This is a genomic window from Sphingomonas lycopersici, from assembly GCF_026130605.1.
GTDB classification, from domain to species: domain Bacteria; phylum Pseudomonadota; class Alphaproteobacteria; order Sphingomonadales; family Sphingomonadaceae; genus Sphingomonas; species Sphingomonas lycopersici.
Genome location: NZ_JANFAU010000002.1, coordinates 661,667 through 683,980, shown reverse-complemented (window position 1 = coordinate 683,980; position 22,314 = coordinate 661,667). Strand labels below are relative to the sequence as shown.

General features: G+C 67.7%; 22 protein-coding genes. 14 read left to right on the top strand and 8 right to left on the bottom strand.

Translation table 11 applies throughout. The features are described 5' to 3' along the window. Positions 1–62: 62 nt before the first annotated feature. Together NED98_RS06530 and NED98_RS06525 are read left to right on the top strand one after the other, a co-directional pair. Positions 63–602, top strand: coding sequence for a superoxide dismutase family protein (locus NED98_RS06530; RefSeq protein ID WP_179511987.1), 540 nt, complete (start codon positions 63–65; stop codon positions 600–602). 153 nt (positions 603–755) lie between these two features. Next, a complete protein-coding gene (locus tag NED98_RS06525; RefSeq protein ID WP_179511986.1) occupies positions 756–1,223 on the top strand; it encodes a hypothetical protein in 468 nt (155 codons plus the stop codon). Here the strand turns inward: NED98_RS06525 and NED98_RS06520 are convergent. Next, the gene (locus tag NED98_RS06520) at positions 1,210–1,878 is read right to left on the bottom strand and encodes a cyclic nucleotide-binding domain-containing protein (RefSeq protein WP_265268946.1); all 669 of its coding nucleotides are present in this window, start codon (positions 1,876–1,878) and stop codon (positions 1,210–1,212) included. The genes NED98_RS06525 and NED98_RS06520 overlap by 14 nt on opposite strands. Before the next feature lie 437 nt (positions 1,879–2,315). Between NED98_RS06520 and NED98_RS06515 the strand changes: the two genes are divergently transcribed. From NED98_RS06515 to NED98_RS06490, 6 genes are all read left to right on the top strand, one after another. Further along, positions 2,316–3,848 carry a glycosyltransferase gene (locus NED98_RS06515; RefSeq protein WP_265268947.1) on the top strand — a complete coding sequence of 511 codons (1,533 nt, stop codon included), beginning with the start codon at positions 2,316–2,318 and terminating at the stop codon, positions 3,846–3,848. Continuing rightward, the gene (locus NED98_RS06510; RefSeq protein WP_265268948.1) at positions 3,775–4,107 is read left to right on the top strand and encodes a hypothetical protein; all 333 of its coding nucleotides are present in this window, start codon (positions 3,775–3,777) and stop codon (positions 4,105–4,107) included. Before NED98_RS06515 ends, NED98_RS06510 begins: the two co-directional genes overlap by 74 nt. Positions 4,108–4,326: 219 nt before the next feature. Further along, positions 4,327–5,730: an MATE family efflux transporter gene (locus NED98_RS06505; RefSeq protein ID WP_265312277.1), complete on the top strand. Its 1,404-nt coding sequence runs from the start codon at positions 4,327–4,329 to the stop codon at positions 5,728–5,730. A gap of 128 nt (positions 5,731–5,858) precedes the next feature. Then, positions 5,859–6,149: a co-chaperone GroES gene (groES, locus tag NED98_RS06500; protein ID WP_179511981.1), complete on the top strand. Its 291-nt coding sequence runs from the start codon at positions 5,859–5,861 to the stop codon at positions 6,147–6,149. A gap of 56 nt (positions 6,150–6,205) precedes the next feature. After that, positions 6,206–7,843, top strand: a complete 1,638-nt coding sequence (groL, locus tag NED98_RS06495; RefSeq protein WP_265312276.1) for a chaperonin GroEL — start codon at positions 6,206–6,208, stop codon at positions 7,841–7,843. 264 nt (positions 7,844–8,107) lie between these two features. Continuing rightward, a complete protein-coding gene (locus NED98_RS06490) occupies positions 8,108–9,886 on the top strand; it encodes an ABC-F family ATP-binding cassette domain-containing protein (protein ID WP_179511979.1) in 1,779 nt (592 codons plus the stop codon). A gap of 205 nt (positions 9,887–10,091) precedes the next feature. Here NED98_RS06490 and rplI read toward each other — a convergent pair whose 3' ends face one another. From rplI to rpsF, 3 genes are read right to left on the bottom strand one after another with little or no spacing between them, the layout of a single operon-like run. After that, complete coding sequence (gene rplI / locus NED98_RS06485; protein WP_179511978.1) at positions 10,092–10,685, bottom strand: 50S ribosomal protein L9; 594 nt, start codon at positions 10,683–10,685, stop codon at positions 10,092–10,094. 12 nt (positions 10,686–10,697) lie between these two features. Further along, positions 10,698–10,922: a 30S ribosomal protein S18 gene (gene rpsR / locus NED98_RS06480; RefSeq protein WP_007403456.1), complete on the bottom strand. Its 225-nt coding sequence runs from the start codon at positions 10,920–10,922 to the stop codon at positions 10,698–10,700. Beyond that, the gene (rpsF, locus tag NED98_RS06475; RefSeq protein WP_179511977.1) at positions 10,922–11,305 is read right to left on the bottom strand and encodes a 30S ribosomal protein S6; all 384 of its coding nucleotides are present in this window, start codon (positions 11,303–11,305) and stop codon (positions 10,922–10,924) included. Before rpsF ends, rpsR begins: the two co-directional genes overlap by 1 nt. Before the next feature lie 317 nt (positions 11,306–11,622). On the opposite strand from rpsF, the gene NED98_RS06470 reads away from it, so the two are divergent. The 6 genes from NED98_RS06470 (at position 11,623) to mltG (ending at position 17,771) form a co-directional block, all read left to right on the top strand. Next, positions 11,623–13,044 (top strand): glycosyltransferase family 39 protein, encoded by a 1,422-nt coding sequence (locus NED98_RS06470; protein ID WP_265312275.1) that lies wholly within the window; start codon positions 11,623–11,625, stop codon positions 13,042–13,044. A 50-nt stretch (positions 13,045–13,094) separates the two neighbouring features. Beyond that, positions 13,095–14,054, top strand: coding sequence for an ACP S-malonyltransferase (gene fabD, locus NED98_RS06465; RefSeq protein WP_265312274.1), 960 nt, complete (start codon positions 13,095–13,097; stop codon positions 14,052–14,054). Between the two features lie 166 nt (positions 14,055–14,220). After that, complete coding sequence (gene fabG, locus NED98_RS06460; RefSeq protein WP_179511974.1) at positions 14,221–14,961, top strand: 3-oxoacyl-[acyl-carrier-protein] reductase; 741 nt, start codon at positions 14,221–14,223, stop codon at positions 14,959–14,961. 103 nt (positions 14,962–15,064) lie between these two features. Further along, positions 15,065–15,301, top strand: a complete 237-nt coding sequence (locus tag NED98_RS06455; RefSeq protein ID WP_093663957.1) for an acyl carrier protein — start codon at positions 15,065–15,067, stop codon at positions 15,299–15,301. Positions 15,302–15,443: 142 nt separating this feature from the next. Beyond that, positions 15,444–16,703: a beta-ketoacyl-ACP synthase II gene (fabF, locus tag NED98_RS06450; protein ID WP_265268951.1), complete on the top strand. Its 1,260-nt coding sequence runs from the start codon at positions 15,444–15,446 to the stop codon at positions 16,701–16,703. 99 nt (positions 16,704–16,802) lie between these two features. Next, on the top strand, positions 16,803–17,771 hold the full coding sequence (gene mltG / locus NED98_RS06445; protein WP_179511972.1) for an endolytic transglycosylase MltG: 969 nt from the start codon (positions 16,803–16,805) through the stop codon (positions 17,769–17,771). 96 nt (positions 17,772–17,867) lie between these two features. Here mltG and eda read toward each other — a convergent pair whose 3' ends face one another. The 4 genes from eda to pgl form a co-directional block, all read right to left on the bottom strand. Continuing rightward, positions 17,868–18,488 carry a bifunctional 4-hydroxy-2-oxoglutarate aldolase/2-dehydro-3-deoxy-phosphogluconate aldolase gene (eda, locus tag NED98_RS06440; RefSeq protein WP_265268952.1) on the bottom strand — a complete coding sequence of 207 codons (621 nt, stop codon included), beginning with the start codon at positions 18,486–18,488 and terminating at the stop codon, positions 17,868–17,870. Beyond that, positions 18,488–19,453: a glucokinase gene (glk, locus tag NED98_RS06435; RefSeq protein ID WP_179511970.1), complete on the bottom strand. Its 966-nt coding sequence runs from the start codon at positions 19,451–19,453 to the stop codon at positions 18,488–18,490. Before glk ends, eda begins: the two co-directional genes overlap by 1 nt. A 14-nt stretch (positions 19,454–19,467) precedes the next feature. Next, positions 19,468–21,273 (bottom strand): phosphogluconate dehydratase, encoded by a 1,806-nt coding sequence (edd, locus tag NED98_RS06430; RefSeq protein ID WP_265312273.1) that lies wholly within the window; start codon positions 21,271–21,273, stop codon positions 19,468–19,470. A gap of 163 nt (positions 21,274–21,436) precedes the next feature. Further along, the gene (gene pgl / locus NED98_RS06425) at positions 21,437–22,144 is read right to left on the bottom strand and encodes a 6-phosphogluconolactonase (protein WP_265312272.1); all 708 of its coding nucleotides are present in this window, start codon (positions 22,142–22,144) and stop codon (positions 21,437–21,439) included. Positions 22,145–22,314 lie beyond the last annotated feature (170 nt).

Genomic DNA, 22,314 nt, shown 5'->3' with positions numbered 1-22,314 from the left:
ATCGCGGAACCCGCGACAGAGTCGATGATTGGTTCGCCCGAGCGGATAAAGGGAGAAGAAAGATGCGTGTCACGACGGTGATGATGATCGGGGCCGGCGCGCTCGCGCTGATGGCGTGCCGCGACGACGGCGGCGTGTCGGCCGGCACCCCGGTCGCGGGCGGCGCGCGCGCCGTCGCCGCGCTTCATTCGGCGAGTGGCGCCGACGTCGGCCGCGCCACCGCGACCGAAGTGGCGGGCGGGCTGCGCGTCACCGTCGACGCCAAGGCGCTGCCGCCGGGAACGCATGGCGCGCATATCCACACCACCGGACGCTGCGACCCGCCGGGGTTCGAGACGGCGGGCGGGCATTGGAACCCGCTGATGAAGAAGCACGGGTCGATGAACCCGCAGGGGCCGCATGAGGGCGACATGCCCAATCTGGTGATCGATTCGGGCGGACGCGGAACCGTCGCCGCGGTCATTCCCGGCGCGACGATGGCCGGGCTGCTCGATACCGACGGCGCGGCGCTGGTGATCCACGCCAATCCCGACGATCTGGCGACCGACCCCTCCGGCAACAGCGGCGCGCGGATCGCCTGCGGGGTGTTCCAGCCGAGCTGACGGGCGCTGCGGGCGCGCTCGCCGCCCGGGGTCCCTGCTTTCGCGGAACCCGGCGTGGTTTTGGTGCCGTTCGTCGCGGCGCTTTGACGATGATCAAAGCGCCCGCGACCGGCGCCGGCACGCTGCCCCGGTCTGCCGCCGGGAAAAGGAGCGATGGCCGCACCTACCGATCGATCGCAGCTCGCGCTTGTCGAGCCGACGCCGGATACGATCGAAGACGATCATGTCATCCAGCGGGCTTTATGCTGCGATCTGGAGGCGCTGGCGGATGGTCTGCCCGCGCTTCCGCCCTCCGCCGCGATCCGCCGGTTGTGCGCGCGGGTGACCGGCATCACCACCGTCCATTTCGCGCGCGCCGAGCGGGTCGTCGCGCGCTTGCCGGCGGGGGCACGTCCCGATGCGGCCGCGCTGGCGGGGCTGCGCGAGATGCATGCGCTCGATGCCGCGCACGGCGACGATCTGGTGACGGCATTGCGCGATCGCCTCGGCCCGCTGCCCGATGCGCAGGCGGGGCAACTCGCTTATATGCTGCGCTGTTTCTTCGACGGATGCCGGCGCGCGATCGCATTGAAGGAAAGCTGGCTCGCCGCCGCGCGCCGCGCGGATGTCACGCCGGATTGACGATCGCTTCGAGCACCGCCGAATTGAGGATCACGCATTCGCGCTCGCCGCGCGAGAAATCGATGACGCGATCGCTCTTGAGCCGGGTGAGCTGCCGGCTGATCGTCTCGATCGTCAGCCCGAGGAAGCCGGCCATCTCGCCGCGGCTGATCGGGATCAGCACGCGGATCTCGCCCGCCGCGCCGCACATGCCGGTCCGCCGCGCGAGATCGAGCAGGAAATCCGCCACGCGTTCGCGCGCATCCTTGCGGCCCAGCGACAGCATCCGCTCCTGCGCTTCATGCAGCGAGGCCATCGTGCGTTCGAGGAGCAGCCGCTCCATTCGCGGATAACTGGCCAGCGCGCGCTCGAAATCGGCGCGGGGAAAGGCGCACAGATCGGTATCGGTCAGCGCGGTGACGGTGAGCGAGGCTTCGTTGACGAACAATTGCCCGAGGAAATCCCCCGCGAACAACAGGCCGACGATCTGTTCGCGCCCGTCGGCGGTGGAGGCGGAAACCTTCAGCGCGCCCGAGATGACATTGGCGCAATGGCTGTTGGCATCCCCCGCCCAGGTGACGACCTGACCCGCCGACACCCGCCAGCGCCGGCCGAGCGCGCTGAGGATCGCCAGCCGCTCGTCGCTGATGCTGGCGCACAGCGTCTTGTTCCGCACGGCACAGTTGAGACAGCGCTGACACTCGCGTGCCGGCGGGGGCGAATTCACCGCAATGTGCGTGTTGCTCAGCACAATGTCGAACCCCCTGCGTCGAACCCGCTGCGCGAAGGAGCGATCAATCGCCCCGGCGTATGCTATCTTCGATCGAGACATAGCCCACCGCGAGCGAGAAGGCGATGCAGGCGCCGATCGACAAATAGAGAAACCAGTGTTCGGTGAAGGACATTTGGAGCTCCCGCGGCGATCTTGCCTTGTCCCCGGATGATCAGGCGAGAGGATGCCGCCGGGCCTTGATCCAGATCAAAACCCCAGCATTTCCGGGCCTAACCTGTGTCATAACCGCACAGGCGGGATTCCGCCGCAGCGCCACGTTGTTGCGCTGACCGGCCTTTGTGACCTTAGGGATCGCTTACAAAGTTTTACCGGTGTCGAGCATGAACAGCGTCGGAAAAGCATCGTTCGGGACGCCTGCCGCCCACTCGCCGCTGCCGTTCGCGACGGCGGCGGGGGGCGGCGGCGGCCGCGCGATCGCGGTGCTGATGGCGGTCGTCACCCTCTACGGGCTCTATTCCGTGCCCGGGCTGATACGGCATTGGGGCGGCATCGACGCAGCCGCGCTGCTGGTGCTGGCATTATGGCTGGCGGCCGCGGCGCTGGCGATCCCGTTGTTCGCGCGCCGCCCCGCGGGGCGGACGTGGCTGGTGCTCTTGCTCGTCACCGCCGGGTTGCGGATCGGGGTCGCGATCCCGTGCCTCGATCGCGTTCCGGGCGGCGACGCCTTATTCTACCCGTTGCTCGCCTATAGCCTGTCCCACGGGCACGGCCTGCAGGTGCACGAGCCGTTTATCGGCGAGACGGTGCGCGCGCTCTATCCGCCGCTCTATCCGCTCGTGCTGGCGGGGTGGCACGGTGCCTTCGGGCTCGCGACCGGCGCCTTGTGCGCGCTCAACCTGCTGATCGACGGGGCCGCGGCGCTGCTGGTCGCGCGGCTCGGGCAACGGACCGGACACGCCGGGGCGGGGCGTGCGGCGGCGTGGCTCTATATGATCTGGCCGAGCGTGCTCCTGTCGTCGCCGCTAGCGCAGAAGGAAGGGCTGGTCGCGCTGCTCGTCCTCGCGCTCGCGCATGCCTGGCTGCGCGCGCGGGTGCGCGCCGATCGCCGCGCGATCGCGCTGATCGGGGTGGCGAGCGGGCTGCTCGCGCTGACCCAGCCCGCGCTCGCGCCGCTGTCCGCGATTCTCGGGCTGCTGCTGATGTGGCGGACCCCGCCGGCGCTGATCCGCGCGGCGAGCGGCGGGGCGATCGTCGCGGCCTTGCTGATGCTGCCGTGGTGGATACGCAACTGGCTGGCGTTCCACACCTTCATCCCGCTGACCTCGGCCGGCGGGATAAGCCTGTGGATCGGCAACAACCCCGATGCGACGGGCAATTGGATCGCCGCACCCGCCGCGCTGCGCGGGATACCCGAACTCGCTTATTCGCGGACGCTGGCGGCGATGGCCTGGCATTGGATCGAGCAGAACCCGGCCGGGTTCGTCCGCCTGACGCTGCAGAAGTTCTTCCGCGCGATGGCGATCGCGCAGGCGGAGGTCGCGCGGCTCGGCGATATGCGTCCCGCCCCGTCGCCGCGGCTTGCGCAATCCTTGTTCCCGGTGGCGCAGGCGACGCACCTCTTGTTGATCGGTACGGCGGCGCTTGCCTTGTGGCGCCGGCCGCGTGGCGCTGTGGCATTGCTCGTCGCGGCATGTCTGATCCAGCTTGCGCTGTTCAACATCTGGTTCGAATTCGGCGAGCGGCATCGCGAATTCCTGACCCCGTTCCTCCTGCTGCTCGGTTGCGCCTGCGCGCCCGATTTCCTAGATTCGCTCAGGGAACGTCACCGGAGAAGGACAGATGAAAGCGATAATCGTCTTCCCGCTCGTCGCGCTGCTTGGCGCCTGTTCGGGCCATTCGGGGGCATCCGATAACCACGCCGCTGCGGCCACCAATCTGCAGGATACCGGCGCGATCGTCGAAAAACTGCCGCCGGGGCAGCAATGGGGCGTGTTCATGCGCGCGATCCGCGATGCGGGGCTGTCGTGTCAGGACGTGATCGACGCGGTCCGCGTCGGCGACGAGAATGGCGTCCCGACGTGGCGCGCGAAATGCGATGACGGCGTCGAGCATCTCGTCTCGATCAAAAAGGGCGGGGTCGCGATCGTGACGAGCCGGCCCGACGGGCGTTAGGCTTCCTCGGGGTAATCCATTTTCTCCCCTCCCTTAACGAGGGTGGGGAGAAGAGGGGGGATAGGCTTCGATATTTCCCAATTAAGTCCTAATCTTAGCGGCGGTCTTGCCAGTGTAATGCGCAAGGGTTAGACGAGCGTACGGCCACCCGAGGAGGCGGCCGTGCTGGCGTGCGACCCGGCGTTCGTTCCACCCCGAGAATCGCAAAGTCGCACCGTCATGACCGCCGAAACCCTTGCGCCGCTCACCGGCTCTGCTCCCGCGACGGCGCGAGCGGAATTGCGCGCGCTGCTCACGCTCGCCGGGCCGCTGGTCGGCGCGAACCTGCTGCAGATGGCGGTGGCGGCGGTCGACGTGATCTTCGTCGCGCGGCTCGGCACGGTCGAGCTGGCGGCGGCGACGCTCGGCGTGTTCATGTTCAACCTGCTGATGTATTCGACGATCGGGCTGACGACCGCGGCCTCGCCGCTGATCGCGGCCGAGCTCGGCCGGCGCAAACATGCGGTGCGCGAGGTGCGGCGCAGCTTCCGCATGGCCTTGTGGGTCGGCGCCGCCGCGGCGATCGTCGTGATGATCATCCTGTGGAACGGCGAGCGGCTGCTGCTGCTCGCCGATCAGGATCCGGCGGTCGCGCGGCGCTCGGGTCATTTCCTGCATATCATCCTGCTCGGCACCTTCCCGGCGGTCGCCGCCGGGGTGATGCGCACCAGCGCCGCCGCGCTCGGCCGCCCGGGCTGGGCGTTCGGCGTGACAGGGATGGCGCTGGCGTTCAGCATCGTCGCCAATTGGTGCCTGGTGTTCGGCAATGCCGGCTTCCCCCGGCTCGGGCTCGAAGGATCGGCGCTGGCGAGCGTGCTCAGCCTGTCGCTGATGGCGATTGCTTATTGGCTGATCCTGCATTTCGATCGCCGGCTGCGGCGCTATCGCCTGTTCGGGCGCTGGTGGCGGAGCGAATGGTCGCGCTTCCGCGAGATCGTCCGGCTCGGCCTGCCGATCTCGCTTACCTGGATGGCGGAGGGCGCGCTGTTCGGCGGCGCCTCGCTGCTGATGGGGGTGCTCGGGGTCAAGGAGGTCGCGGCGCATGCCGTCGCGCTCAACATCGCCTCGCTGACCTTCCAGGTGCCGCTCGGGATCGCGCAGGCGGCGACGATCCGTGTCGGCATGGGCTATGGCGCGCGCAACAGCGAGTGGATCCGCCGCGCCGGGCGGATCGCGCTCGCGGTCGGCACCGGCTCGATGGCGATCAGCGCACTCACGATGTGGGTCGCGCCGCGGCTGCTGGTCAGCGCCTATCTCGATCTCGGCAACCCGCTCAACGCCCCGGTGGTGCATCTCACGGTGAGCTATCTCGCGGTGGCGGCGGTGTTCCAGCTCGTCGACGGCATCCAGGTGGTGGCGGCGGCGAACCTGCGCGGGCTGCAGGATACGCGCGTGCCGATGCTGGTCGCGCTGTTCGGCTATTGGGTGGTCGGCTTCGGCACTGCGATCGTTTTGGGCTTCCGCACCCCGCTTGCCGGGGTTGGCATCTGGATGGGGCTGGCGGCCGGATTGCTGGTCGTTTCGATCCTGCTGATGTGGCGCTGGAGCGCGCGCGACCGGCTCGGGCTGACGGCCGCGCGCTAAACCGTCACAAATTTTTTGTACGCCTCGCCATTGACCGGGACTGGGCCGACCCACATATGCGCGGCGCTGGCACTCGGCTTCTTCGAGTGCCAACGAATTGTCACATTGCCTTTAGAGAGGGAACAGCAATGAACTTTCGTCCGTTGCACGACCGCGTTCTCGTCCGCCGCGTCGAGGCGGAAGAGAAGACGGCCGGCGGGATCATCATCCCCGACACCGCCAAGGAAAAGCCGCAGGAGGGCGAGGTCGTCGCCGCCGGTGCGGGCGCCAAGAGCGAAGACGGCAAGGTCACCCCGCTCGACGTGAAGGCGGGCGATCGCATTCTGTTCGGCAAGTGGTCCGGCACCGAAGTCAAGGTGAACGGGGAAGACCTGCTGATCATGAAGGAAAGCGACATCCTCGGCATCGTCGAGGGCTGATCGGCGTTCCGCCACCCGAATTTCTTCAACATTCGTCAGATTGAAAGGTAGCCAACATGGCAGCCAAGGACGTCAAATTCTCGCGCGACGCGCGCGAGCGCATTCTGAAGGGCGTGGACATCCTCGCCGACGCGGTGAAGGTCACTTTGGGGCCGAAGGGCCGCAACGTTGTGATCGACAAGTCGTTCGGCGCGCCGCGCATCACCAAGGACGGCGTCACCGTCGCCAAGGAAATCGAACTCAAGGACAAGTTCGAGAACATGGGCGCGCAGATGGTCCGCGAGGTCGCCTCGAAGACCAACGACATCGCGGGTGACGGCACCACCACCGCCACCGTGCTGGCGCAGGCGATCGTCCGCGAGGGCATGAAGTCGGTCGCGGCCGGCATGAACCCGATGGACCTGAAGCGCGGCATCGACCTCGCGGTCCACAAGGTCGTCGACGACGTCAAGGCGCGTTCGAAGGCGGTTTCGGGCTCGAACGAGATCGCCCAGGTCGGCATCATCTCGGCCAACGGCGACAAGGAAGTCGGCGAGAAGATCGCGGAAGCGATGGAGAAGGTCGGCAAGGAAGGCGTCATCACCGTCGAGGAGGCCAAGGGCCTCGAATTCGAACTCGACGTGGTTGAGGGCATGCAGTTCGACCGCGGCTATCTGTCGCCGTACTTCATCACCAACCCGGAAAAGATGCAGGTCGAGCTCAACGACCCGTACATCCTGATCCACGAGAAGAAGCTGTCGAACCTGCAGTCGATGCTGCCGATCCTCGAGGCGGTTGTGCAGTCGGGTCGTCCGCTGCTGATCATCGCCGAGGACATCGAAGGCGAGGCGCTGGCCACCCTGGTGGTCAACAAGCTGCGCGGCGGCCTGAAGGTCGCGGCGGTCAAGGCGCCGGGCTTCGGCGATCGTCGCAAGGCGATGCTCGAAGACATCGCGATCCTCACCAAGGGCGAAGTCGTCAGCGAAGATCTCGGCATCAAGCTCGAGAACGTCACGCTCGGCATGCTCGGCACCGCCAAGCGCGTGACGATCGACAAGGACAACACGACGATCGTCGACGGCGCCGGTGACGAGGCCGCGATCAAGGGCCGCGTCGAGGCGATCCGCCAGCAGATCGAAGTGACGACCAGCGATTACGACCGCGAGAAGCTCCAGGAGCGTCTGGCCAAGCTCGCCGGCGGCGTCGCGGTGATCAAGGTCGGCGGTGCGACCGAGGTCGAGGTCAAGGAGCGCAAGGATCGCGTTGACGATGCGCTGCACGCGACCCGCGCCGCGGTCGAGGAAGGCATCGTTCCGGGCGGCGGCACCGCGCTGCTGTACGGCACGAAGGCGCTCGACGGGCTCAAGGGCGCCAACGACGACCAGACCCGCGGCATCGACATCGTCCGCAAGGCGCTGACCGCGCTGGTCAAGCAGATCGCGCACAACGCCGGCCACGACGGCGCGGTGGTTGCGGGCAAGCTGCTCGACGGCGGCGATCAGTCGATCGGCTTCAACGCGGCGACCGACGCCTATGAGAATCTGGTGCAGGCCGGCGTGATCGATCCGACCAAGGTGGTGCGTACCGCGCTGCAGAACGCCGCATCGGTGGCGGGTCTCCTCATCACCACCGAGGCGACCGTGGCCGAGCTGCCGGAAGACAAGCCGGCGATGCCGGCGATGCCGGGCGGCGGCATGGGCGGGATGGACTTCTGATCCGAATGCGGCCTCGGCCAGCCACGCTGGCCGAGGACTCGCATCGGATCGGACAGCCGGTCGGCGCAGCTGATCCGGTCTGACGTCACGGCGGCGGCTTTGCCGTCGCCGGTTCCGAACCGAAAAGAACAGGCCGGGGGCGCAAGCCTTCCGGCCTTTTCTTATGCCTTCTTCCCTTCTCCCCTCTTCACCAGGGAGGGGAGAAGGGAAGAAGGGGCGTTAGGCGGTTCCCAAATCCCCCCCGCATCCCTATCTGCGCCCCTCATGGCTGCCCCCATTCTCGCATATGAAGACCTTGGCGTCGTCCAGGGCGCCGGCTGGCTGTTTCGCCACCTCGATCTCTATATCCAGCCGCGCGACCGGCTGGCGCTGATCGGGCGCAACGGCGCGGGCAAGACGACCCTGCTCAAGCTGATCGCGGGGCGCATCGACGCCGACGAGGGGCGGCGCACGATCGTCCCCGGGACCAAGGTGATCCTGCTCGAACAGGAGCCCGATCTCACCGGTTTCGCGACGCTCGCCGATTACGTCCTGTCCGCCCCCGATGCCCCGCAGCATTTCGAGGCCGAGGCGATCGCCGGGCAGCTCGGCATCGATCTCACCCGCGACGCCGGGACCGCGAGCGGCGGCGAGCGGCGCCGTGCCGCGATCGTCCGCGCGCTGGCGCAGTCGCCCGACGTGCTGCTGCTCGACGAGCCGACCAACCATCTCGATATCGCCGCGATCGAATGGCTGGAGGACTGGCTCCAGCGCTTCAACGGCGCGTTCGTCGTGATCAGCCACGATCGCACCTTCCTCACCCGGCTGACCAGACAGACATTGTGGCTCGACCGCGGGAGCCTGCGCCGCGCCGAGATCGGCTTCGGCGGGTTCGAGGCGTGGACCGATCAGGTCGCGGCCGAGGAACAGCGCGCCGCCGAGAAGCTCGACGCCAAGCTCAAGATCGAGGAGCATTGGCTCCAGCGCGGGGTCACCGGGCGGCGGCGGCGCAATCAGGGGCGGCTTACCAAGCTCAAGGAGATGCGCGCCGAGCGTGCCGCGATGATGGGGCCGCAGGGCACCGCCGCGCTGGCGATGGCCAATGACGACGCGCGCTCGAAGGTGGTGATCGACGCCGAGCATGTCACCAAGGCCTATGGCGACCGCCCGATCATCCGCGACTTCACCTTCCGCGTGACACGCGGCGACCGCATCGGGCTGGTCGGGCGCAACGGCGCGGGCAAGTCGACCCTGCTCAAATTGCTGACCGGGGAGCTGGAGCCGGATAGCGGCAAGGTGAAGCTCGCCAAGACGCTCGACGCGATCGTGATCGACCAGCAGCGCAGCCTGATGGCCCCCGACAAGAGCGTGCGGCAGGTGCTGGCCGACGGCGGCGACTGGATCGAGGTGCTCGGGGTCAAGAAGCACGTCCACGGCTATCTCAAGGAATTCCTGTTCGATCCGTCGATCGCCGACGCCAAGGTCGGCTCGCTGTCGGGCGGCGAGCGCTCGCGCGTGCTGCTGGCGCGCGAATTCGCGCGGCCGTCGAACCTGCTCGTGCTCGACGAACCCACCAACGATCTCGATCTCGAAACGCTCGATCTGTTGCAGGAAGTGATCGCCGATTATGACGGCACGGTGCTGATCGTCAGCCATGATCGCGATTTTCTCGATCGCACGGTGACGGTGACGCTCGGGCTCGACGGGTCGGGGCAGGTCGATGCGGTGGTCGGCGGCTATGAGGATTGGGAGCGCCAGCGCAGGCGGCGGCCCGAACCGAAGAAGGCCGCGCCGGCAAGGGCTGCGCCCCCGCCGCCACCGCAGCCGCGCGTCAAGCTCAGCTACAAGGACCAGCGCGATTACGACCAGCTCCCCGCGCGGATCGAGGCGCTCGACGCGGCGATCGCGCGCGACGAGGCGGCGCTCGCCGATCCGGGGCTCTATGCGCGCGATCCCGCGGCGTTCGACCGGCTGACCAAGGCGATCGGCGCCGCGCGCGAGGAGAAGGAAGCGGCGGAATTGCGCTGGCTGGAGCTGGCCGAGCAGGTCGAGGCTTTGGGTTAAACCTACCTCCGTTCGCCCTGAGCTTGTCGAAGGGTTGTCTTTCTTCATCGGAAGAAAGGGCAGGGCTTCGACAAGCTCAGCCCGAACGGGGAGGGCGCGCATCATTTTTCACCGGCGTCTGGCGCCGGGGTGACGGGGACAAGAAAAAGGCCCGCCGGATCGCTCCAGCGGGCCTTATTCCTTATCCCCGAAAGGGAAGCGGGCGTTACGCCTGCTCCGCCTCCGGCTGAGCTTCGGCGGTGGCGCCCGGCTCAGCGTTGGGATCATAATCCTCGGTGAAGCCGCCCTGATCGCGGCCTTCCTCGAACATCTGCGCCGTCACGTCGACGCCCGAGGCCTGCAGCTCGGCTTCTTCCGGCGAGCGGGCGACGTTGACCTTGACGGCAACGGCCACTTCCGGGTGCAGCGCGACCTTGACCTCGTACACGCCGATCGCCTTGATCGGGCGATCGAGCACGACCTGGCTCTTGGCGACCTTGTGCGCATCGGCGACCAGCGCCTCGACGATGTCGCGCACCGCGACCGAGCCGTAAAGCTGGCCGGTGTTCGACGCCTGGCGGATGATCGTCACGCTGACGTTGTCGAAGCCCTTGGCTTCCTTTTCAGCGTCGGTGCGACGGTTGGCGTTGTCCGCCTCGATGCGGGCGCGATTGGCCTCGAACACCTTGCGGTTGGCTTCGTTGGCGCGAAGCGCCTTCTTGTTCGGCAGCAGGTAGTTGCGGGCGAAGCCATCCTTCACCTTCACCACATCGCCGATGGTGCCGAGCTTCTCGACACGTTCAAGCAGAATGACGTCCATGTGAGCCGCTCCTTACTTCACGACGTAGGGCAGCAGGCCCAGGTGACGCGCGCGCTTGATCGCCTGGGCGAGCTCGCGCTGCTTCTTGGCCGACACGCTGGTGATGCGCGACGGAACGATCTTGCCACGCTCGGAGACGAAGCCCTGCAGCAGCCGGACGTCCTTATAGTCGATCCGGGGGGCGTCCTTCGCGGAGAAGGGGCAGCTCTTGCGGCGGCGGAAGAACGGACGGGCCATTACGCGAACTCCTCCTCACGATCGCGACGCGCGCGATCGGCGCGACGCTCACGGTCACGCTCCTGCTTGCGCATCATCACCGACGGGCCGGCCTCATGCGCGTCGACCTTGACGGTCATGTAGCGGATGATGTCTTCGTTGATCTGGTTCTGACGCTCCAGCTCGGCGATCGTGTCGCCGGGGGCGTCGATTTCGATCATCACATAATGCGCCTTGCGGTTCTTCGCGATGCGATACGCCAGGCTGCGGAGACCCCAGGTCTCGGTCTTGATGATCTTCCCGTTATGGGCTTCGACGATCTTGGTGGCGGCTTCCGCCATCGCGTCCACCTGCGCTTGTGCCAAATCCTGGCGCGCAAGGAACACGTGCTCGTAAAGAGCCATGTGCTTTCCTTCGTTGGCCGATCGCTGACATGGCCCCGTGCCATGCCCCTCCGGCTGTCGTCTCACAAACAGCTCACGGGGCGAAGGATCGCTCCGTCGCCCGCGAGAGGGCGGTCCCATATAGGAAAATGGCGAAAAGGCAAGGGTGGGGAGGGGCCGACCTTCCCTCGTCATTCCCGCGAAGGCGGGAACCCATTCTGGCTGGCCTATCGAATGAAGCCGCGCCACCAGGGTTAATGGACTCCCGCCTTCGCGGGAATGACGGAATAGGGGCAAGGTAAACCGAATCTCCACCGACGCAGCGATAGAGGCGGCGGATGACATCTGCGGGTTCGCGACATAACCGGCTGTGGCCCGCGCTGCTGATCGCCGCGGCGATGCTCGCCGTGTGGGTCGGCTGGGTCGGCTTCGAGGCGTCGGACGATTCGCTTTATTATGCGGGTGCCGACGCGTGGTTGCGGCATCCGCCGTCGGCGGGCGTGGATCATTGGACGACGCGTTTCCCGCTGGTGCTCGCCTTCGCCGGGGTGCTGGGGATCGTTGGGCGCAGCTTCGCCGCGTTCGCGGTGACGGGGCTGCTGTTCTACGCGATCTTCGTCGCTTTGGTCGGGCGATATGCGCGCGGCATCGGCGGCGCGCGGGCGGGGTGGATCGCCGCGCTGCTGATCGCGACTCTGCCGGTGGTCGTCGCCAACGCCACCACCGCCGGGATCGATCTGGTCGAGGCAAGCGCGCTGATCGCAGGGGCGATGCTGCTCGGCGGCGCGCGGGCCGGTATCGGGCGCGGATTCGCCGCCGGACTGTGCTTCGGCATCGCGATCCTGTGTCGCGAGACGAGCCTGCTCCCGCTCGCCGTCTTCGCGCCGTTATTCCTGATCGGGCGCCCGGTGCCGCGTCGCGTGCTGTTTGCCGCCGGTATCGGCATCATGCTGGTGCTCGGCGTGGAGGCAGCGTTCCAATATGCGCTGACCGGCGATCCGCTGCGTCGCTATGCGATCGCTTTCCACCACGACGAACATATCGACCGCGCCGCCAATGCCGAGGGCAATTTCCTGCTGTGGCCGCCGATCGACCCCTTGCTGGTGTTGCTGGTCAACGACGATTTCGGGCTCCTGTTCTGGCTCGCCGGGATCGCGCTGGCGCTGGGCGCGACGCGCGGGCTTGGCGAGGGGGCACGGCGCCGGCTGATCGTCCTCGCGGCGATGGCGGCGAGCGGCTTCGTCCTGATCGGGGCGCTTTATACCAAATTGGTGCTCAACCCGCGCTATTTCATGCTCGCCGCGGTTGCCGCGACTCTGGTGCTGGCCGTGTGGCTCGATCGGCTGCCCGCGCGGTGGCGCATCGGGCTGCTCGCGGCGATCGTCGCCAGCGACCTGATCCTGATGGGCGCGGGCAATGCGCATCCGCATTGGCAGGCCGAGGCGCTGGTCGCCGCCGCCCGCGCGCATCCCGGCGAGATCGTCGCGGGCGCACCGGCGGACGTGCGCCGCGCCGAGATACCGATCGCCTTCGGGCAATTGCACAACATCCGCGCCACGCCCGCGGCGCCCGGCGGACTGGCGGTCGCGCCGGCCGATGCGGCGCCGGCAGGGACGATCGTCGCGCGCTACCCGCCGCCGCCGACCCGGCTCGGCAGCCTGATCCGCGCGCTCGGATTGGCCCCGCTGGTGCCGCCGGCGATCGCGCACCGGCTGTTCGCGCCGGGCACCGAAATCGTGCTGGTCCGCACGCGAGGTTGACCCCGCGCCATTCCCGCGCTTACGCCGCGCGCTTCGATCAAGGAGGCAGCATGCGCGCGTTCATCTTTCCGGGGCAGGGGAGCCAGTCTGTCGGCATGGGCAAGGCGCTCGCCGACGCGAGCCCCTATGCGCGCGAGGTCTTTCAGGAGGTCGACGAGGCGCTCGGGCAAAATCTGTTCCGCCTGATGGCCGAGGGGCCGGCCGAGGAGCTCACGCTCACCGAAAACGCCCAGCCCGCGATCATGGCCAATGCCATCGCCACATTGCGCGTGCTCGAGCGCGAGGGTGGGGTGTCGCTGGCCGACAAGGCCGATTTCGTGGCGGGGCATTCGCTCGGCGAATATAGCGCCTTGTGCGCAGCGGGGACGTTCGACCTCGCCACGACGGCGCGGCTGCTCAAGCTGCGTGGGCAGGCGATGCAGGCGGCGGTGCCGGTCGGGGTCGGCGCGATGGCGGCGTTGCTCGGCGCCGATCTCGAAAAGGCCGAGGCGATCGCCGCCGCGGCGATCGAGGCGGTGCGCGCGGAGACCGGCGAGACGCTCGTCTGCGCGGTCGCCAACGATAACGATCCCTCGCAGGTGGTGATCAGCGGCCATAAGGAGGCAATCGATCGCGCGGTGGCGCTGGCCAAGGATCATGGCGCGAAGCGCGCGCTGCCGCTCCCCGTCTCGGCGCCGTTCCACTGCTCGCTGATGCAGCCCGCCGCCGAGGCGATGGAAAAGGCGCTCGCCGAGGCGCGCATCGCCGCGCCGCTCGTGCCGCTCTATTGCAACGTCGATGCGGCGCCGGTCGGCGCGGTCGATGCGATCCGCACCGGGCTGGTGCGGCAGGTGACCGGGATGGTGCGCTGGCGCGAATCGGTGCTGGCGATGCATGAGGCCGGGGTAAGCGATTTCGTCGAATTCGGCGGCAAGGTGCTCGGCCCGATGGTCAAGCGCATCGCGCCGGATGCGGCGCCGCTCAGCGTCGTGACGATGGACGATATCGAAGCGCTGCTGAAGACGCTTTGAAGTCTCGTCACCCGGCTCGAGGCCGAGGTGACGGCAGAAAGAATAACCGTCATGCCGGGCTTGATCCGGCATCCGGGGCGACGGGCGGCGGCATGTGTGGCTCTGGATGCCGGGTCAAGCCCGGCATGACGGTGGATGAGGCAGCGGGATTTTCCAGGAGATTCAAATGTTCGACCTGACAGGCATGACCGCGCTGGTGACCGGCGCTTCGGGCGGGATCGGTTCGGCGATCGCGCGCGGGCTCGCGGCGCAGGGCGCGCGGCTGGCGGTTTCGGGCTCCAATGCCGAAAAGCTCGCTGCGTTTCGCGACAGCCTCGGCGGCGATCACGTCGCGGTGCCGGCCAATCTGTCCGATCCGGCGGCGGTCGATGCCCTCGTCCCTGCGGCGGCGGAAGCGCTGGGCGGGCGACTCGATATCCTCGTCAACAATGCCGGCGTCACGCGCGACAATCTCGCGATGCGGATGAAGGACGAGGAATGGCAGCAGGTGATCCAGGTCAACCTCGAAGCCGCCTTCCGCCTGATTCGCGCCGCGGCCAAGCCGATGATGAAGCAACGCTTCGGCCGGGTGATCTCGATCACCTCGGTCGTCGGGCAGACCGGGAATCCGGGGCAGGCCAATTATGCCGCGTCCAAGGCGGGGCTGGTCGGCATGTCCAAGGCGCTGGCGCAGGAGCTGGCCAGCCGCAACATCACGGTCAATTGCGTCGCCCCCGGCTTCATCCGCTCGGCGATGACCGACGTGCTGCCGGAAGCGCAGAAAACCGCACTGCTCGGCAGGATTCCGGCCGGCGATCTCGGCACCGGGGAAGACATCGCCGCCGCGGTCGTCTATCTCGCGTCGAAGGAAGCGGGCTATGTCACCGGCCAGACGTTGCATGTGAACGGCGGAATGGCGATGGTGTAAGCCCAAGTTTGCCCGCTAAGATGAACGCACGCTTGCCACGAACCCCAAGCCGTTCTAGCTGCGTTCAGCAACCAATAACCCCCAACGATATGAGGGCCAGATAATGAGCGAGACCGCCGACCGCGTGAAGAAGATCGTCGTCGAGCATCTGGGCGTCGAAGCCGACAAGGTGACCGAGGACGCCAGCTTCATCGACGATCTCGGTGCCGACAGTCTCGACATCGTCGAGCTGGTGATGGCGTTCGAGGAAGAATTCGGTGTCGAAATCCCTGACGACGCCGCCGAGAAGATCACGACCGTCAAGGACGCGATCAGCTATATCGACGAGCACAAGGGCTGAGACGGGGATCAAACCCCAGAGCTAAGCTGTCCTGAACGCCCTGCGCTTGTCGAAGGGATGCCGCCATTGGCAGCAGGATAGTGCTTCGACAGGCTCAGCCCCATAAGGGGCTGGGCCTGTTGTATTTTTCGGAGATTCGCACATGCGTCGCGTCGTTGTCACCGGTCTTGGCCTCGTTACCCCGCTCGGTGCGGACGTCGAGACGAGCTGGGCCAATCTGATCGCCAGCCGGTCGGGCGCGGGCCCGATCACCCGTTTCGATGCGTCGGACCAGAAGTGCCGCATCGCCTGCGAGGTGAAACCGGCCGATCATGCTTACGGTTTCGATCCGTCGAAGCGCGTCGATCACAAAATCCAGCGCCAGGTCGATCCGTTCATCATCTATGGCATCGATGCCGCCGGGCAGGCGCTCGAAGACGCCGGGCTCACCGAAATGACCGAGGCGGAGCGATTCCGCGCGGGCTGCTCGATCGGCGCGGGGATCGGCGGATTGCCGGGAATCGCCAGCGAATCGATCGTCTGCCACGAAAAGGGGCCGGGGCGCGTTTCGCCGCACTTCGTCCACGGGCGGCTGATCAACCTCATTTCGGGGCAGGTTTCGATCAAATACGGGCTGATGGGGCCGAATCATGCGGTGGTCACCGCCTGCTCGACCGGCGCGCATTCGATCGGCGACGCCGCGCGGATGATCGCGATGGACGATGCCGATGTGATGCTCGCGGGCGGCGCCGAGGGCGCGATCTGCCCGCTCGGCATCGCCGGCTTCGCGCAGGCGCGCGCGCTGTCGACCAATTTCAACGACACGCCCGAAAAGGCGAGCCGCCCCTATGACCGCGATCGCGACGGCTTCGTGATGGGCGAGGGCGCGGGCGTGGTGGTGCTCGAGGAATATGAGCGGGCCAAGGCGCGCGGCGCCAAGATCTATGGCGAGGTGATCGGCTACGGTCTCTCCGGCGACGCCTATCACGTCACCGCGCCGCATCCCGAAGGCTCGGGCGCGTTCCGCTCGATGGAAATGGCGATGCGCAAGAGCGGGCTGTCGCTGAGCGATATCGACTATATCAACGCCCACGGCACCTCGACCCCGCTCGGCGACGAGCTCGAGCTCGGCGCGGTGCGGCGGCTGTTCGGCAATGCGATCGGCGACCTGTCGATGTCCTCGACCAAATCCGCGATCGGTCATTTGCTGGGCGGCGCCGGCGCGGTCGAATCGATCTTCTGCCTGCTCGCGATGCGCGACCAGATCGTCCCGCCGACGCTCAACCTCGACAATCCGAGCGAGAATTGCGCCGGCGTCGATCTCGTGCCGCATGTCGCCAAGAAGCGGCCGGTGCGCGCGGTGCTCAACAATTCGTTTGGCTTCGGCGGGACCAATGCCTCGCTGGTGATGAAGGCAGTCTAACATGACCATCCCGGCGCAAGCCGGGATCCAGTCTCGGCCGGCCCGTTGCTGGACCCCGGCCTTCGCCGGGGTGGAAACGAGAGCCGGGATGATAATGGAATGAGAAAGCTCGGTTGCCTCGCGACGTTGCTCGTCATTCTCGGCGGGGCGACGCTCGGCTGGTTGACCCACGACTGGCTCGGGGCGGGGCCCGCCGCCAAGCCCGTCGCGGTAATCGTGCCCGAGGGCGCGACGCTGGCGCGCGCGGCGAACGAATTGCAGCGCGCCGGCGCGATCCGTTCGGCGATCCGTTTCCGCGGCTTCGCGCGGCTGCTCGGCAACGGGCAGGCGATCAAGGCGGGCGAATATGCGGTGCCGGCGCACGCCAGCGCGTCCGACGTGCTGACGCTGCTGCAGGAGGGGCGGGTCCGCCAGCGGCTCGTCGCGGTGCCGGAGGGCTTTCCCTCGATCCTTGTCCATGAGGCGCTGATGAAGGCCGACGGGCTGGTCGGCGATGTCGCGGTGCCGGCGGAAGGGTCGATCCTGCCTGACAGCTATGCCTATCAGAAGGGCGATACGCGTGCGTCGGTCGTCGCGCGGATGCAGAAGGCGATGCGCGATTATCTCGCCGCGGCGTGGAAACGCCGCAAACCGGGGATCGCGGTGTCGACCCCGGAACAGGCGATCATCCTTGCCTCGATCGTCGAGAAGGAAACCGGCAAGCCCGAGGAGCGGCGCAAGGTCGCGGCGGTCTATGCCAACCGCCTGAAGCGCGGGATGCCGCTGCAGGCCGATCCGACGGTGATCTACCCGATCACCAAGGGCAAACCGCTCGGCCGCCGCATCCTGCAATCCGAGCTGCGTGCCAAGAACGGCTATAACACTTACGCCGAGGCCGGCCTGCCGGTCGGGCCGATCGCCAATCCGGGGCGCGCCTCGATCGACGCGGTGCTCGATCCGGCACGGAGCGACGCGCTCTATTTCGTCGCCGACGGCACCGGCGGGCATGTGTTCGCCAATACGCTCGAACAGCACAATGCCAATGTGAAGAAATGGTATGCCATCCGCCACGCGCGGGGGGAGATGTAACTAACCTCCGTTCGGGCTGAGCTTGTCGAAGCCCTGTCCTTTTCTTCCTCGGAAGAAGGGCAGCCCTTCGACAAGCTTAGGGCGAACGGTGCGGGATTAACGCAACCCCGCCGCCGCGCGTGCCTTTGCCTCCACCTCGGCCATCGAGGCCCCCGCGGGCGTCACCCAACTCCCCCCGACGCACAGCACCGGCGCGAACCCCAGCCAATCGGGCGCGCTGGCTTCGGTGATCCCGCCGGTCGGGCAGAAGCGGCATTGGTGGAAAGGGGCCGCGAGCGCCTTCAGCGCCTTGAGCCCGCCGCTCGTCTCCGCCGGGAAGAATTTGAAATGCGTAAGCCCCAGATCGAGCCCGCGCATGATATCCCCCGCGGTTGCGACGCCGGGCAGGAAAGGCACGTCGCTGTCGATGATCGGGCGCGCGAGCCGCTCGGTGAGGCCGGGCGAGACGATGAATTCGGCGCCCGCTTCCATCACCGCCTCGAACTGCTCGGTTGAAACGACCGTGCCGGCGCCGACGATCGCGCCGGGCACCTGCTTCATCTCGCGGATCGCATCGAGCGCGGCGGGGGTGCGCAACGTCACCTCCAGCACCCGGAGCCCGCCGGCGACGAGCGCCTCGGCGAGCGGTCGCGCGGTCGCCGCATCGTCGATGACGAGCACGGGGATGACCGCGCTGGTGCGCATCAGACCTTCGATCGCGGGGACGTTATCGGTCATCATTCATGCTCCTGGGCAAAGGCGGCCGCGGCGCCGAACAGGCCGGGCTGGGGATGGGTGATCAGCTTGACCGGGATCTCCGCCATCATTGACTGGAACCGGCCCTTGGCGACGAAGCGGTGCGCGAAGCCCGAGCGGAGCAATTTGTCCTTGATCCTGAGCCCGAGCCCGCCCGCGATCACCACACCCTTGCCGCCCTGGGCCAGCGCGAGATCGCCCGCCACCGCGCCGAGCGCGAGGCAGAAGCGATCGAGCGCGGCGAGCGCGAGCGGATCGGTGCCCTCGAGCGCCTCCTGCCAGATCGTCCGATCGTCACGCATCGACACCGCGCGGCCCTCGAGCTCGGCGAGCGTTTCGTAGATCGCGACGATCCCCGGCCCGGCGCAGACGCGCTCGGTCGAGACGCGGGTGAAGGCCTTGCGCAGCCGCTGCACCAGCGCATCCTCGATCGCGTCGAGCGGGGCGTAATCGACATGCCCGCCCTCGGTGGCGAGGACATGATAGCGCGCCGCGGTACGCAGCACCTGCGCCACCCCCAGCCCGGTGCCGGGGCCGCAGACGGTGGTGACGCCCTCCGCCGGCAGCGGCACATCGGGGCCGCAGAGATGCTCGAACTGGTCGGCGGGCATTTGTGCCACGGCATGCCCGACCGCCCCGAAATCGTTGATGATCGTATAGGTTTCCGCGCCGAGCCGCTCGGGGATGAGCGACGGGCGGATCACCCAGGGATTGTTGGTCAGCCGGATCAGATCGCCGGTGATCGGCGATGCGACCGAGATCGCCGCGGCCCGGGGGACGGCGCGGCCGAGCCCGGCGGCGAACGCCTGCCAGGCGGTTTGCAGCGAGGCATGTTCGGCGGTCTTGAGCGTCACCGGCGCGCCCAGCCGGACCACGCGGCCATGCTCGACCTCGGCGATCGCGAAGCGGGCGTGCGTCCCGCCGATATCGACCGCGACAACTTCCATCCCGCTTCCCCCGATTACAGTCCGGCGCTGGCGAGAATCGCGCTGGCGCCCTTTTCGGCTTCGTCCGCCGCCCCGCGGAACAGCCCGAACAGTTCGCGCCCGAACCCGTCCGCCGCGGCCGGGGCAGGGGCGGGGGTCCGCGCCAGCCACTCGGCACCGTCGACCAGGGCCTCGAGCGTCCCTGCCACTGCGTCGAGCCGCACGATATCGCCGTCGCGGATCAGCCCGATCGCGCCGCCGCCCAGCGCCTCGGGCGAGACGTGGATCGCGCACGGCACCTTGCCGCTCGCCCCCGACATGCGGCCATCGGTGACGAGGGCGACGCGGAAACCGCGATTCTGCAGCACGCCGAGCGGCGGGGTGAGCTTATGAAGCTCGGGCATGCCGTTGGCGCGCGGCCCCTGATAGCGCACCACCACCACGACATCGCGCTCCAGCTCGCCGCGCTTGAACGCGTCGAGCACCTCGGACTGGTCGTTGAACACCCGCGCGGGCGCCTCGATGATCCAGCGATCCGGCTCGACCGCCGAGACCTTGATGCACGCGCGGCCGATATTGCCGGTAAGGATGCGCATCCCGCCGTCGGGCGAGAAGGCGGCGGAGACGGGGCGGAGGATCGCCTCGTCCCCGCTGGCGCCCGGATCACGCCAGGTCAAAGCATCGTTCTCGAGCGCCGGCTTCAATCCCGTCAGCGTCTCCGCGCCCGCGGTAAGGATATCGCCGTGAAGATAGCCGCCCGCGATCAGCTCGCGGATCACGAACGGCATCCCGCCGGCTTCCTCGAACGCGTTCACGTCCGCCGCGCCATTGGGATAGACGCGTGCGATCAGCGGCACCGCCCCCGAGAGCCGGTCGAAATCCTCCCAGTCGATCACGATCCCTGCCGCGCGCGCGATCGCCGGGACGTGGAGCAGATGGTTGGTCGACCCGCCGGTGGCGAGCAATCCGACCGCGGCATTGACGATCGCACGCTCGTCGACGCACTGGCCGATCGGGCGGTAATCCTCCCCGCGCCAGCCGAGCCCGGCGACACGGTGGACCGCGGCGCGGGTCAGTTCCTGCCGCAATTTGGTGCCGGGGTTGACGAAGGCGGCGCCGGGGATGTGCAGCCCCATTACCTCCATCATCATCTGGTTGGTGTTGGCGGTGCCGTAGAAGGTGCAGGTGCCGTGGCCGTGATAGGCGGCGATCTCGCTGTCGAGCAATTCCTCGCGGGTCGCCTCGCCAGTGGCGAAACGTTCACGCACCGCGGCCTTGGCCTTGTTGGGCAGCCCCGAGGGCATCGGGCCGCCGGGGACGAGCAGCATCGGCAAATGCCCGAAACGCAGCGCGCCCATCAACAGGCCAGGGACGATCTTGTCGCAGATGCCGAGCAGCAGCGCGCCCTCGAAGGTGCCGTGGCTCAGCGCGACCGCGGTCGCCAGCGCGATCGTGTCGCGGCTGAACAGCGACAATTCCATCCCGGCATAGCCCTGCGTCACGCCGTCGCACATAGCCGGCACCCCGCCGGCGACCTGCGCGGTCGCGCCCGCCTCGCGCGCCCACAGCTTGATCAACTCGGGATAGCGATAATAGACCGCATGCGCGGAGAGCATGTCGTTGTACGCAGTGACGATGCCGATGTTCATCCCCGCATCGGCCTTCATCGCCGCGCGATCCTCGGGCGTCCCGGCATAAGCGTGGGCGAGGTTGGCGCAGCCCAGCGACGGACGGCCGATCCACCCGTCGCGCGCGCGATCGAGCAGCGACAGATAACGCGCGCGGCTCTCGCGGCTGCGCTCGATGATGCGATCGGTGACGGCGGCGACGACGGGGTTCATGCTTGCGTTTCCGTTTTGCCCCGAGCGGGGTGAACTCTTCCTTGTCCGTCATTCCCGCGAAGGCGGGAATCTATTCACGCTGATGTTCCGGCTCCATCCTGAACCTGCGTTAATGGATTCCCGCCTTCGCGGGAATGACGGGGAGGGCGGCGGTGCGGGAGTCTCACGGCGCCCAGTGGATATCCACCGGCAGTTCGGCGTCGGCGAGCACGCGGCCGATCGGCCAGGGCGAGCCGGCGCCCTTGGCGATCGCCTGTTCGATCACCTTCTTCTTCGCCGCGCCGGTCACTGCGATCATCAGCGCGCGCGCGGTGACGATGCCTTCACGCGACAAGGTGACGCGCGCCACCGGCGCCTCGGGCGGCAGCGGATCGGGCATCACCCCCAGCGCGCGCCGCTCGCGCGGGCCGTTCAACGCCTCGTCATAATCGGGGCCGGGGAAGATCGACGCGGTATGCCCGTCGCCGCCCACTCCGAGCAGGCACAGATCGAGCGGCCAGTGCAGATCCTGCATCAGCGCATCGGCCGAGCGGCCCGCGGCCTTGTAATCGTCAGTCGCCTTGGGGACGATCGGGATCACCCGCGCGCCCTTGGGAAGGAAGGTCTTGCCGATCATCGTCACGTTCGACAGCGCGTCGCCCAGCGGGACGATCCGCTCGTCGGTCGGGATGATCGTCACGCGCTTCCAGTCGAGCTTGGTCGCGGCGAGCTTTTCGTAGACCGGCACCGGGGTCTTGCCCCCGGCAAGCGCGATCACCGCCGCGCCGCGCGCGTCGATCGCGCTTTCGATGATGAAACCGATATCGCCGGCGACCGCGTCCGCCATCTCGGCCGCGTCGTCATATTCCCACCATTCGATTTCGTCGCTCATTTCAAATCCTTATCGTGCGTCCGCAATGGCGGGAGTCGAGATTGGAACTCTCGTCACCCCGGCCCCTTCGACTGCCTGCAAGGCAGGCGCTGAGGACAGGCTTGTGCCGGGGTCCACTGTGCCTCCAGCCTCACGGCAAGAACCTCTTGTCCAGCCTTTGCCTCCCGGTG